We start from the raw sequence: 13,565 nt of genomic DNA, 5'->3' as shown, positions 1-13,565 counted from the left end.
CTCTTTAATCCGAACTCTTTATTCTGATTCTCCCCATAAAAATTAACATGAGCCATTATTTTGTCTTAGCCCTTAGTTCAGGACCCATTGCTCTTTACCTTAAACCCAGCACCCAGTACCCAGCACAACCATTCCGTCTATGCACCCATCGTTACCCACCTAACCATCAGAACCACGAAATAAAAACGAGTTTCTACTTTAGTCTTTCTTGGAACTCCAGAACCTTTTCGTGATTTCCTAAGGCCTTATAGGACCTGATCATGAGCCCTAAAGCTTTTTTATTATAAGGCTCTATTTGGAGTATGCGTAGTTGATATTCGATTGATTTTTCATGTTCCCCTAAATTAAAGTAGGCTGCCGCCAAATTCCCTAAAACCAGAATGTCTTGATTATTGATAGCAATCACTCTTTTCCAAAATTCAATTCCCTTTTCATAATTTTTCTTCTCGAAATAATACACCCCCATATTGTTTAAGGTATTCAAATCATTAGGATCGTATTCTAAAACTCTTTCATAGCAAGCTCTAGCAAGCTCTTTTTTTCCGATGGCATTATAACAGACTCCTTGATTATATTCAGCTTCTCTATACTGAGGATAGATAACAAGCGCCTTTTGGTAATGTTTAATGGCTTCTTGATAGTTATTGGAACGAGAGGTTGTATTGGTGCTTTTTTCAGCTTCTTGTCTGTGATAGGTTCCAAAGTGATTGGCTGCTCTGGCGCTGTTCGGAGCAGTGATGAGGCCAGATTTATACAGAGTATACGGGGATTCCCAATCTGAATTTCTCGATATGGTTTTAAAGCTGTATAGAAGAAGAATTGTTCCTAATACATAGTAAAAGATTTTTCGATCGAGATATTTATATAAAGCATATCCTAGTGCAAAAGTAAAGCCAAAACTAGAGGCGTATACAAACCTTTCAGCCATGGTCGCTCCGATAATGACAAAGAGGTTGGAAACCAAAAAGAGTAGGCTTAAAAAGAAAATAATGCCATAGGCTAAGGGTTTTTTCTTTATCAAGCCATAAATAGCATAAGCAAACAGGCTAATATAGGCAATTAGAGCTAATATAAACTTCCAATCTCCCATGCCTACCGCAGGAATTTGATTAAAAGAATAATCATAGCTCAAGGGATGAGGAAACAGAAGCAAGACCAAGTATTTACCCAAAATCATGATTTTTGTAGCCCAGAGCTCTATACCTGAAAGTGCCATGAGTGAGTTATTGATTTTATCCATGTCTTCCACAGAGGAATATTCATCAAGGATCAAATATCTGATTAGAAAATATAATATAATAAATCCCAAAAAGGGGCTGCTGATTTTTACTATTTTTTTTAACGATATGCTTCGGAAAAAATATAGACTAAGAGGTATGACTCCAATAAATGCCAATCCTGTTTCTTTAGAAATTAAGCTGAAAAAAAAGAAGAGCAAACTAAGCATTAAGTTTTTAATTTTATTTTCATCTGTATACTTAAAGAGAAATAATAATGAGGTGATACCAAATAGGAAAGAGAGTATTTCATCACGACTTTTAATATTGGCAACTACTTCTGTGTGAATAGGATGAGCCAAAAATAACAATGTGATGCCCATTGGGAGCCAAACAGACTCGTTTGGAAATAATCTTGAAGTAAATAAGAAAAGTAGGAGTCCTGTTAAAACAAAAAAGAAAAGATTGAAAAAATGGTGCACACTGGGATTAGAGCCCCATATGGCTGTTTCTATGGCCAAACTAGCCAATACTAAAGGTCTGTAAGTTAGTCCTTCTAATCTATTAAAGCCATATAGATATCCATGGCTAAAGATGTCTTTTAAGCCGCTAAAGCCTTCATTCACAAATTTGTTTTCTGTGGTGATGATGGGATCGTCTAGAACAAAGCCATGATTTATAGTGTTTGAATATAGGGTAAAGCCAAATAGGATGATAAGACCATAAATCCATAGATCCCTGTTTTGCAGCATTGAGGATTTCTTAACTGATTTTTTCTTTTTAGAAGCCATACTTCTGTCTTATTTTTGAAGGACTAAAGATAGGAAAAGCAAGGATATCTGCCCTAAATAATTCTTTAAACTTGCTTTCTCTTTCAGCCGATTGACTTTCTATTGTATTAAAAGGAGTTTAAACCGAATGTGCCTTAAAATGGTATTGTTGTCTGAAGAGGATACGAAATAGCCGTATCACAATGCTTCAAAAGGGTTTTACTAAAATCGGCTGAGAGAAAAAATGTGTATGTAGCACAAAATAAAAGAAGTCTAAAAGTTTCATAGGTGAAACTTATTAGACTTCTTGATATATCTGGACTACCTAAAGGCAAGAGGGTTTATTCCTCAGCAGCTACATCGTCATTGTCTATTTTAGTATAAGTCACATGCAGTTGTATACGCTTACTCTCGTCCATCATAGGCTCGTATCCATATCCTATCAGTCGATTAGGGTGAATGGCTCCACCAATGATTTCTACTCTTAGTTTGTTGTCAGCCGTAAATCCTTGAATCACATCCTGAATATATTGGGTGATTCTGAAAAAGTATCTATGCTCAGTCTGATCGTATTTTCCGCTGAAATAATTATCACCACTACTAGCATCTGGCACCGTATATTGATAGTCTACACTATCAATGACTACCTTCTGACTTAAGGTTAATGAAGAAATAGGAGTATAACCTGATTCCTCATCTTGATTATAGATGAATAACTTGGCCTCGTTAACTGCATAATTATAATAATCATCTATTTTGTTTAAATAAGGAAATTCAACAACTGTTCTAACACCTGCTAATCCTTGCAGGTATATCAATTCTTTACCATCCTCCGTATGTCCATCAATCACCTGAGACCTAAACTCAGGACTAGCATCACGATACTCATAATGATTAAAATTACTAAATCGAGCAGTATTATAGTTCACTACCAAATCGTAACTTAAGCTATCCTCTTCTTCATTATGATAATAGAATCGGATGAAAGTATCGTCACTTTGGAAATTAAGATCCACTAAACTACCACCACTTGAAGGCAGGTTCTGTTCTAGTGTAGTAATATAAATCCCCTTAAATACTTCACTTAAAGTTCCGTCATCTTCAAAAACTGAAGAGTCACTAGAAATGATTCGCTGTCCAAATTCAGTAGAAAGATAAATTTTAACAGGATTAAGAATCATTGAAGTGTCATAGGTTCCATCAATGGTATTTTCCTCGATAAACTCAACCGAATCATAATTGGGGATAAAACTTGTATACGCAATAGGTTCCTGCTTGAGTCTAGTATTCTGAAAGGAATAGTAGGCAGAATCTGCTGTTAATTCATCTCCAAGCTCATATACCACCCACTCATGCCTATAGGCGGTGTCTCCATACAAATCCACATTGGCATAAGCTATATAGAGTACAACAGAATCAATTTCTGGAGTATCACCAAAGCTATAGCTTTCGTTTCCGGGATCAATATTGAACTGGCTGTAAACGCTGGCATTTAGCGTGCCAAATACTGGATCTTTGATGGCACCGACCACATGTGCCGATAACTCATCGGTACGAAGGCTATCAATTAGTTCACTATAAACATTTATAGTTACAGTATCCATATAGATGACTTCTAATGGATTTTCACCCACAATGTCAACACCTATCTTGCTAATGTCCTTTTTACAGGAAAAAAGTAAAGCAGCCGTGATGACGATCAACAGGCCGCTTGAGAGTATTTTTTTCATATTCATCATCTCATTCTATTGCTTTGGCGAAAGTATGCAAAGGCTTCTATTTAGAAAAGTGATTTATCTTTTTTTAAGAACTAATCCTCTAAGAGAGAATCGTAGAATGTGTTATAGGCATTAACATAGTCTTCCTCAGGCTGATAGGTGAGGATAGGCTTACCGGTCTCTTCTGCCATCTTTACATAATCAGCAGATAATTCTTCTGCTCCATATATAATGGCATCGGCATATTGCAACGCTCCAAACATTAGATCCATATAGTTTCCACCTTTGTAAATGTCTAAATCAGTATCATCAATACCCTCCATTTTAATCTTCTGTGGAAGGTTATCATTTAATTGAGCATCAAAATGATCATTATAAAGTGAAACAATAATTTTTGTGTCATTAAATAAAGGATTGTCTTTAAATGCTTTCTTAATGTATAATGGAACCAATGCCGACATCCAGCCATGGCAGTGAACGATGTCTGGTGCCCATCCTAATTTTTTTACGGTTTCTAAAACCCCTCTACTAAAGAAAACAGTTCTTTCATCATTGTCTTCAAAGAATTTACCATTCTTGTCAACAGTAGTGAATTTTCTTTGAAAATATTCTTCATTATCAATGAAATAAACTTGCATTCTTGCTTGTTGAATGGAGGCTACTTTAATGATAAGAGGATGGTCATGATCGTCAATAATCAGGTTCATTCCAGATAATCTGATCACTTCGTGTAATTGGTTTCTACGCTCGTTAATATTTCCAAAACGAGGCATAAAAGTTCTGATCTCTTTACCTTTCTCTTGAATTCCTTGTGGAAGATAACGCCCTATTTTACTACGATTTGTTTCGGGTAAATAGGGCATAATCTCTTGATTGACGAATAAAACTCTTTTCTTCATTCTAGTTTATTTTAAATGACGACATTTGGATGACTCTGATAAGAAAATGGAAATTAGATGTTTAGGCTTGTTAATTTTATCATTTGTGTCGCATATTGTTTTTAAAAAATGGTCAGGCAAAGATAACATTTTTTTCTAAACCAGCATTTATCAAGGTCTTAGGATTGTTTTTTATTATTCGAAACTTTTATTTCCCCTTCCTTTTCTTAGGTTTTCCCTTGAAGTAAACCTACTGTTTTGATCATTATTCTGAGCTTTCTAAATGGAACCTTTTCTTTTCCATTTCTTTTGTCTTATTAGTGATTATTTGTTAAAAACGCCTTCGTGTTTTCAATAATAACCTGATTTTGACATTAACGTAATGACGCATTTTCTGATAACATGAGCTTAGCATAAAACTACAATACAGTATTTGATAATTAGCTTATATAAGATATGGATTTCTGAAGGGCTATCGGGATAAATAATGAAATTTATAGAAGTAGATCGCTAATTATTACCCCCTTCTGATAAAGTCAATAATACACCCTCTTTTTACTATAATCCATTTGATAAAGCCCACTTTATCTTATTGGAATTCATAACAAAACCTAATGTATTGTTGACTTTCTGGAATAGCTGTTAAATAATCGACTAAGGCTTTAGTAAAAACATAAGCGAAAGACTTGCTAGTTTGCAAAGATTGAGTAATTTTGTTACTCAATATTAACAGGCATCAATTCTAAGGATTAATAACGCGGTGTTAGATACATTAATTACATCCAAAACTAGAGTCAAATTACTTTTGAAGTTTTTCTTAAACTCCAACTCTGAGTCTTATTTAAGAAATTTGGAGGAGGAATTTGGAGAGTCAAGTAATGCCATTCGTGTAGAACTGAATAAGTTAGAGAGGGCGGGCCTTCTTGATTCTAGAGCTCAAGGCAATAAAAAATTATTTCGGGCCAATACCCAACATCCGCTATTTCCTGAAATTCATAACCTGCTTTTAAAGCATATCGGACTAGATGAAATCATTGATAAAGTTGTGATGAAGTTGGGTACTGTGCAGCAAGTTTTTTTAGTAGGTAAGCTTGCTGAAGGCATAAACACCGGTATTATCGACCTCCTTTTCGTTGGAAAGAGCATCGATAAAACCTATTTGGTAGAATTGGTAGAGAAAACAGAAAGTACCATCAAGAAAAATATCCGTTATTTGGTGTTTTCTGTCCAAGAAATTGAAAACTATTTAAAACAACACGCCAATACAGAAATATTACTGATCTGGAATCAAGAATAAGGTGGTGGCTTCTTAAGTGTTTCGTATTTAGTTAAGTTCAAAACTGGAACTGTGACTTAGGAGGCGAAGCTGTGGAATTTAGCATAATGCTTAGAGCCAAGAGTTTAGTGCATACTGCTGAAATCTAAGAGTTAAGATTTAAAATTTATAATTGCCTGACTCAAGCAAATTGGGGCTTTTGCCACTTTTAATCAAAAAAAAGCCTGTGATTATGTATTTAGCAAAATGGCTCAAAATTTACCTAGCTAAAATAGCATAATCATTTTTCATTGCGGTAATTTCAGAAAAGCCATATTGAAGAGTTCAGTAAGCAAATAGTAACAAGCTTTGGTACAAAGAGCAGAACCATGTCTTTTGCCCTCTGCCCTCTATCAGAAATAGAAGAATAAAGCACCTAGAAATCAGCTTTAAAAATAAATTGATATTTTAGCACCAAAAATCATCAAATAAGAAAAACCTTATTTAAAAAATAAATTAAAGAAGACTATAGTAATGATATGCGCTCTTGGCCCATGCACTTTGCCCTAAGCCCTAAGCTCTTTGCCCTAAACTCTTCAAGTCCCATAAAACATCTAAAATGGAAAGTAAAAATTACAAAATCGCAATCATTGGCCTTGGATATGTTGGCCTACCTCTAGCCGTTGAATTTGGAAAGAAATTCCAAGTGCTCGGATTTGATATCAATCAAGTTCGTGTTGACCAGTTAAATGGTGGACATGATGCCACTTTAGAAGTAGAAGATCATGATCTGCAACAAGCACTCAGCTCCGATGGAGATGCTGGACTAAAACTGACAACCAATCTCGAAGAAATCAGGGAAAGCAATATTTATATTGTCACTGTACCTACACCTATAGATCAGTTCAAAAGACCTGACTTAACTCCCCTAGTGAAAGCTAGTGAAACGGTGGGAAAAGTGATTTCAAAAGGAGATATTGTCATTTATGAAAGCACTGTTTATCCTGGCGCCACTGAGGAAGATTGTATTCCAGTAGTAGAGAAAGTAAGTGGAATGAAGTTCAATGAGGATTTCTTTGCAGGTTATAGCCCAGAAAGAATCAACCCAGGCGACAAAGTGAATACCTTGCTTACCATTAAAAAAGTAACTTCCGGTTCTACACCAGAAATAGCTAAAGTAGTGGATGATATGTATAATACCATCCTCTTAAATGGCACACATATGGCCACTTCTATTAAAGTAGCAGAAGCTTCTAAGGTAATAGAAAATGCCCAAAGAGATTTAAACATCAGCTTTGTTAATGAATTGGCTTTAATCTTCGATCGCTTAGGAATTGATACCAATGAAGTAATAGATGCGGCAGGAACCAAATGGAATTTCTTGAAATACCGTCCGGGTTTAGTAGGAGGCCATTGTATTGGAGTTGACCCTTATTATTTAGCTTTTAAAGCAGAAAGCGTAGGCTATTACCCCGATGTTATTCGCTCCGGAAGAAGAGTTAACGATGATATGTCGCGCTTCGTAGCTGATAAAGTCATTAAGCTTATGATTAAAAAAGGCTTGAAGATTCTAGATAGTAAAGTTCTTCTACTTGGAGTAACCTTTAAAGAAAACTGTCCCGATATTAGAAATACCAAAGTGGTGGATATAGTAGACGAGCTACAAAAGTTCGGATGTAAACTAGACATCTACGACCCATGGGCCAATCAAGCAGAAGTACAGCATGAATATGGTATCAAAACCATGGACAAGAATGTAGATATTTATGCCTCAAAATACGATGCCATTATACTAGCGGTAAGCCACGAGCAATTTGCCGATCTAGATTTGCAGCGCCTCACCAATGGCAATCAATCTGTTATATTCGATATTAAAGGATTTCTACCTAAGGATAAAGTGGACGGGAGACTTTAAAAATTCAAAGTTTACCCTGACCGTAGCGTCATGGGTTCAAAGTTTACCCTGACCGTAGCGTCATGGGTTCAAAGTTTACCCTGACCTTAGCGTCATGGGTTCAATGAGAGATTAGGTTTCCAAAACGAGCTGGCGATGAGGCGTTTGGAGAATAGACGAAGGTAAATCCCCCGAGGGCTCTAGCTTGACCTCTTTTGGATTGCGGTAGGAAGTAGCACAACTCTCCGAGTTGTAGCTTTGCAATATCCTAGTATTTGAAAGAACGGTCAAGATTTCATAATTATGTCGATGTGGCGAGCTGGCGATGGAAAATTCTGCGAGGGTTGGACTAGAGGTAGTAGTTCTTAAATCAAAGGATTCCAGAGTAGCTTACAAGGAGATTGCTTCTCTACGTTCACAAAGACCATGCTTTCAATTGAAATACCTGACTAGAATCTCTCTCTCCGAAGAATGTCATTGCGAGTCGCTTAGCGACGAAGCAAACTCCATAAATAAGAGACCTAATTCCAAATTGTATAATAAAAATTCGTGAAAATCCACGTAATCCGTGGACAATCTACAACAATAACATATGAGTTATAACCTAACAAACTTAAAAGAACTAGAAGCAGAATCCATTCACATCATTCGTGAAGTGGCTGCAGAATTCGAAAACCCAGTGATGCTCTATAGCATTGGTAAAGATTCCTCCGTCATGGTACGTTTGGCCGAGAAAGCCTTCGCCCCCGGAAAAGTACCTTTCCCATTGATGCATATCGATAGCAAATGGAAGTTCAACGAGATGATCACCTTTCGCGAACAATATGTTCAAGACAATAATTGGGATTTAATCGTTCATCACAATAAAAAAGGATTTGAGGAGGGCGTTGGCCCTTTTAGTCATGGTAGCAAAGTACATACCGATATCATGAAAACTCAAGCCTTATTAGCAGGCCTAGATAAGCATAAATTTGACGCTGCCTTTGGTGGTGCACGCCGCGATGAGGAAAAAAGCCGTGCCAAAGAAAGAATCTATTCTTTCAGAGATCAATACCACCAATGGGATCCCAAAAATCAAAGACCTGAGCTCTGGGATATCTATAATGCCAAGGTTCATAAAGGAGAATCCATTCGTGTATTTCCGATTTCCAACTGGACTGAACTAGATATTTGGCAGTATATTAGATTGGAGAATATTCCTATTGTACCGCTCTATTTCGCTAAAGAAAGACCAGTGGTAAATGTAGATGGAAATCTTATTTTGGTAGACGATGATAGAATGCCAAAGGAGATGAGAGACCAAGCAGAAATGAAAATGGTCAGGTTCCGTACCTTAGGTTGCTATCCATTAACAGGAGCAGTAGAATCAGAGGCGGATACCATTGAAAAGATAGTGGAAGAAATGATGACCGTCACTGTTTCAGAAAGAACCACCAGAGTCATCGACTTCGACCAAGAAGCCTCTATGGAGCAGAAAAAGCGGGAAGGGTATTTTTAGATTGTCCGCGAATTCACACGGATTAGGCTAATTAACACTAATTGAAATGGAAGGATAATGCCAAAGCTAGGTTTCACATATATAATGACCAATAAAAATAATACGGTATTATACACTGGAACATCATCTGAATTAAAAGATCGTGTTAAAAAGCATAAGGATAAATTTTATCAAAAGTCTTTTACAGCTAAATACAATATCAACAAACTAGTATATTTCGAAATTCATGCTGATATGGAATCAGCAATCAAAAGAGAGAAGCAAATAAAGGGTGGGTCTAGATTAAAAAAAGTGGTATTAATTGAAAAATCAAATCCTGAACGGAAGGATTTGTATTTTGATTTGCCTTGATTTTTAAAAGATGGCCACGACTGACTCTAAGGTCAGCCTCGCCATGACCTAGTTCCAATATTGAATTGTGATTTTATAGAAAATTACTATACGGAGATGAGTCATTGCGAGGAGGAACGACGAAGCAAACTCCTTAAAATCCACTCATGACTTAAAAGATACTCTTGCTGAAGCATAAGTATTTTAATAAATTTCGGGACCAAGTCCCTACAATATAAAAGATTAATATACACAAAATAATTCGCGAGAATCCGCCTAATCAGCGAAAATTCGTGGATATTTACACGAATAACTAATCTGTGATTATCAATAAAATCAGTGTTATCCGTGTTCCAATACAGCAACAATGGCAACAGAAAAACTAAACATAAAAGAATTCCTAGATCAGGATCAAAAGAAAGACTTACTAAGACTATTAACAGCAGGTTCTGTGGATGATGGAAAATCAACACTCATCGGCCGTTTATTATTCGACAGTAAGAAATTATACGAAGATCAATTAGCAGCGCTGGAGCGCGATAGCAAAAGAGAAGGCCATGCTGGAGAAGAAATCGATTATGCTCTCCTACTCGACGGACTAAAAGCGGAACGCGAACAAGGCATCACCATTGATGTAGCCTACCGCTATTTCTCTACCAGCAAACGAAAGTTTATCATTGCCGATACTCCTGGTCACGAGCAATATACACGTAATATGATCACCGGAGGCTCTACCGCCAATCTGGCCATCCTCCTTGCCGATGCCCGTAAAGGGGTCATCACCCAAACCAAACGCCATACTTTCTTGGCTTCCTTATTGGGAATCAAACATGTGGTTTTATGTGTTAATAAAATGGACTTGGTTGATTTCTCTGAGGAGCGCTTCAACGAAATCTGTCAAGAATATAAAGACTTCACTACTACTCTTGATATACCAGATATTACCTTTATCCCAGTATCTGCTCTAAAGGGCGATAATGTGGTGGATTTATCTGAGCGTACCCCTTGGTATCATGGTAAAAGCCTCTTAGAACATTTAGAAGGTGTGCATGTAGCCAGCGATAGAAACTTCGAAGACTTGCGTTTCCCTGTTCAATATGTCATTCGACCTACCTTAGATTATAGAGGGTTTGCAGGAAAAGTAGCTTCTGGCGTTTTAAAAGTCGGACAAGAAGTGATGGCGCTACCTTCCGGAAAGAAATCGAAAGTGCAAAGCATTCTAACTTCCGATGGACCTGTGCAACAAGCCTTCCCTCCTCAATCAGCTTCTTTTACCTTGGAGGATGAGATTGATATCTCCAGAGGAGAAATGGTGGTTTACCCGCATAATCAGCCCAAAGTAGAAAGACATTTTGAGACTATGCTGGTATGGATGGACGAGAAACCTATGGACCCCTATACTCAATTCTATATCAAACATAATACCCATGCCACCAAAGCTCGTATCGATCAGATTCGTTATAAAGTGGATGTGAATACCTTAGAGAGAAGTGAAATCGATCGCTTTGAGCTCAATGAGATAGGAAGAGTAGTGATGACCACAACCAAACCTTTATTATTCGATCCTTATCAAAAGAACCGTCAGACAGGCTCCTTCATCCTCATCGATCCTGTTTCTCATAATACAGTGGCTGTTGGGATGATCATCGACAAGGTAAGCTCCGACAGACTCCCCAGTAGAATCACCGATCAAGAGAAAGAACACATTGTAAAATCGGGAAGCCTAATTAATAAGCTAGAAAGAGAAAAGAGATATGGTCAAAAAGGAGCTACGATCTGGTTCACCGGATTGCATGGCTCTGGAAAGAATCAATTAGCTTACTCACTAGAAAAAGAATTATTCGCCCAAGGAAAAACCGTAGTTCTCTTCGATGGTAAATCCGTAAGAAGTGGGCTGTCAAGAGAGCTGGATTTCAGTCCGGCCGATAGTGCCGAACACCTCCGAAGAGTAGCACATATGTGCCGTATGCTCAACGAACAAGGTATCATCACCATCTGTTCTTTCATTTCTCCAGACCAAGAAGTGAGAAAGCAAGTAGCTGAGATTATTAATACAAAGTCTGATTCAGAGTCTAATAACTTCCACTTAATCTACATGAAAGCCGACTTAGACTTCTGTAAGAAAAACGATAAATACGGAATCTATCAGCAAGCAGAAGATGGCGAAGTAAAATATATGCCCGGCATTGATAGAGATTATCAAACCCCAACAAATCCAAACCTTATCATAGAAGCAAAGGAAGATTTTACTGTAGAAGAAATCTTGAGCTACCTTCAACTTGAGAAGGTTCTTTTTGAGTAGTTTTTATTACGAACTGACGAGCAAGCGAAGGCAAGTCCTCCGAGGGCTTTAGTACATTATACATGGCCCTCGTAGGATTGAGAGATGGAAGAGGTCAAGTTAAAGGATGATAGCCCTGAAAGGGATAGCGTCCTTGGTTATTCAGCAGTTTTGCCCCGACCCTAAAGTTTAAGAGGTTCAAAGTTTACCCTGACCGCAGCGTCATGGGTTCCATGTAGAGTAGATTAGAAAGATTAGGTTTTCAAACCGAGTGGAGAGCTGGCGATTCTTCAATAAATAATTCGCGAAAATTCGTTTAATCTGCGAAAATTATCGTTTTAACCCTGACCGCAGCGTCACGGGTTCAAGGTTCAAGGTTCAAAGTTTACCCTGACCGTAGCGTCATGGGTTCAATGTTTAAGGTTGAGTAGATTTGAAAGATTAGGTTTTCAAAATGAGCTGGCGAATAGGCGAGTGGGAGAGCTGGTGAAAGCAAATCCTCCGAGGACTCTAGCACATCATACATTGCCCTCGTAGGATTGGGGAAGGCAGAACTAAAAGTAATTGGAATACTCGAGTAGATTGAAGGGGGATTGCTTCACTACGCTCGCAATGACCTTGTTTCAATTAAAAATACCTGGGCAGAATCTCTCTCCGAAGAAAGTCATTGCGAGGCGCGAAGCAACGAAGCAAACTCCTACAATAAGAACGGAATCCAACTAGCGCGGAAATGTTTTCCTGCGCTATGCACCCAGCACCCAGAAACAACAAATAACCCACAAATAAAATGATAACAGCAAAAATACAGCATCAAGTCATCAACGCTATTTCTAAAGCAGGAAAAGCCATACTAGACATCTACGAGAGTGGTGACTTCGGAGTAGAGATGAAATCAGATCATTCTCCTCTAACTCTAGCCGATAAGGCAGCACATGATATCATCATGGAAGTATTAAGTAAAACAGAAGAACCTGTCCTAAGTGAAGAAGGAAGTAGCATTCCTTATTCTAAAAGAAAAGATTGGAAAGCATTCTGGTTGGTAGATCCATTAGATGGCACCAAGGAATTCATCAAAAAGAATGGAGAATTTACCATTAATGTAGCCTATATAGAAAGAGGAAGAGCCCGAACAGGCTTTGTATTTGCTCCAGTGCTAGAGGATTTCTACCTCGGCATCAACGAGCAAATGGCTTTTAAATTCAAGCTTAAACCAGGCGAAAACTTCAAAGAACTGCCAGCCACTGCCAAAGTGTTAAAGGTAAAGCCTGAAGAACAAAATATGATATTGGTAGGAAGTCGTTCTCACTTCAACAAAGAAACAGAAGACTATATTGAAGCTTTAAAGGCAACAGGTAAAAAGGTGCAATTTATCAGCAAAGGAAGTAGCCTAAAGCTATGCATGGTAGCAGAAGGCAGCGCACACCTCTATCCTCGATTTGGCCCAACCATGGAATGGGATACCGCAGCAGCACATGCCATAGTCTCTGCCGCCGGAGGAACAGTTAAAACCCCAGAGGGACTGGAATTGCATTATAATAAGGAGGATTTGCTGAATCCTTATTTTATTGTGAAAAGATAATAAAGGTAGTAAAAGATGGTAAAGTGCCCTTCGGGCGGAAGGAATGGTAAGGTGCCCTTCGGGCGTAAAAGATGGTAAGATGCACTTTGCGCGTAAAGAATAGTAAAGACTATCCCTTACAACTCTTTACCACTTTTTACAATTT

Annotated in this window: 9 protein-coding genes; 6 read left to right on the top strand and 3 right to left on the bottom strand. The window is 37.8% G+C overall.

Translation table 11 applies throughout. The features are described from left to right. Positions 1 to 193: 193 nt before the first annotated feature. The 3 genes from HNS38_RS18500 to HNS38_RS18490 form a co-directional block, all read right to left on the bottom strand. Entirely contained in the window at positions 194 to 1,969 is a 1,776-nt protein-coding gene (locus tag HNS38_RS18500) for a tetratricopeptide repeat protein (protein ID WP_172346869.1), read from the bottom strand. 359 nt (positions 1,970 to 2,328) lie between these two features. After that, positions 2,329 to 3,717 (bottom strand): DUF4270 family protein, encoded by a 1,389-nt coding sequence (locus HNS38_RS18495; RefSeq protein WP_172284440.1) that lies wholly within the window; start codon positions 3,715 to 3,717, stop codon positions 2,329 to 2,331. Between the two features lie 80 nt (positions 3,718 to 3,797). Next, positions 3,798 to 4,604 carry a glycogen/starch synthase gene (locus HNS38_RS18490; protein ID WP_172284439.1) on the bottom strand — a complete coding sequence of 269 codons (807 nt, stop codon included), beginning with the start codon at positions 4,602 to 4,604 and terminating at the stop codon, positions 3,798 to 3,800. 784 nt (positions 4,605 to 5,388) lie between these two features. Here HNS38_RS18490 and HNS38_RS18485 point away from each other — a divergent pair. The 6 genes from HNS38_RS18485 to cysQ all read left to right on the top strand — a co-directional run bounded on the left by HNS38_RS18485 (position 5,389) and on the right by cysQ (position 13,420). Next, positions 5,389 to 5,880, top strand: coding sequence for a winged helix-turn-helix domain-containing protein (locus HNS38_RS18485; RefSeq protein WP_216663781.1), 492 nt, complete (start codon positions 5,389 to 5,391; stop codon positions 5,878 to 5,880). A 577-nt stretch (positions 5,881 to 6,457) separates the two neighbouring features. Beyond that, complete coding sequence (locus tag HNS38_RS18480) at positions 6,458 to 7,753, top strand: nucleotide sugar dehydrogenase (protein WP_172284437.1); 1,296 nt, start codon at positions 6,458 to 6,460, stop codon at positions 7,751 to 7,753. Positions 7,754 to 8,324: 571 nt separating this feature from the next. Continuing rightward, positions 8,325 to 9,230: a sulfate adenylyltransferase subunit CysD gene (gene cysD, locus HNS38_RS18475; RefSeq protein ID WP_172346868.1), complete on the top strand. Its 906-nt coding sequence runs from the start codon at positions 8,325 to 8,327 to the stop codon at positions 9,228 to 9,230. Between the two features lie 57 nt (positions 9,231 to 9,287). Further along, positions 9,288 to 9,581 (top strand): GIY-YIG nuclease family protein, encoded by a 294-nt coding sequence (locus HNS38_RS18470; protein WP_172284424.1) that lies wholly within the window; start codon positions 9,288 to 9,290, stop codon positions 9,579 to 9,581. A 346-nt stretch (positions 9,582 to 9,927) separates the two neighbouring features. Continuing rightward, positions 9,928 to 11,862, top strand: coding sequence for a sulfate adenylyltransferase subunit CysN (cysN, locus tag HNS38_RS18465; protein WP_172346867.1), 1,935 nt, complete (start codon positions 9,928 to 9,930; stop codon positions 11,860 to 11,862). Positions 11,863 to 12,628: 766 nt separating this feature from the next. Beyond that, on the top strand, positions 12,629 to 13,420 hold the full coding sequence (gene cysQ, locus HNS38_RS18460) for a 3'(2'),5'-bisphosphate nucleotidase CysQ (protein WP_172346866.1): 792 nt from the start codon (positions 12,629 to 12,631) through the stop codon (positions 13,418 to 13,420). Positions 13,421 to 13,565 lie beyond the last annotated feature (145 nt).

It is taken from the genome of Lentimicrobium sp. L6 (assembly GCF_013166655.1).
Classification (GTDB): domain Bacteria; phylum Bacteroidota; class Bacteroidia; order Bacteroidales; family UBA12170; genus UBA12170.
This window is presented reverse-complemented; position numbering and strand designations above follow the sequence as displayed.

Coding starts and splice junctions, on each gene's coding strand:
- HNS38_RS18490 (WP_172284439.1), bottom strand. CDS start 4,604: ATGAAGAAAAGAGTTTTATTCGTCAATCAAGAGATTATGCCCTATTTA.
- HNS38_RS18500 (WP_172346869.1), bottom strand. CDS start 1,969: ATGCTGCAAAACAGGGATCTATGGATTTATGGTCTTATCATCCTATTT.
- HNS38_RS18480 (WP_172284437.1), top strand. CDS start 6,458: ATGGAAAGTAAAAATTACAAAATCGCAATCATTGGCCTTGGATATGTT.
- HNS38_RS18470 (WP_172284424.1), top strand. CDS start 9,288: ATGCCAAAGCTAGGTTTCACATATATAATGACCAATAAAAATAATACG.
- cysN (WP_172346867.1), top strand. CDS start 9,928: ATGGCAACAGAAAAACTAAACATAAAAGAATTCCTAGATCAGGATCAA.
- HNS38_RS18495 (WP_172284440.1), bottom strand. CDS start 3,717: ATGAAAAAAATACTCTCAAGCGGCCTGTTGATCGTCATCACGGCTGCT.
- cysQ (WP_172346866.1), top strand. CDS start 12,629: ATGATAACAGCAAAAATACAGCATCAAGTCATCAACGCTATTTCTAAA.
- cysD (WP_172346868.1), top strand. CDS start 8,325: ATGAGTTATAACCTAACAAACTTAAAAGAACTAGAAGCAGAATCCATT.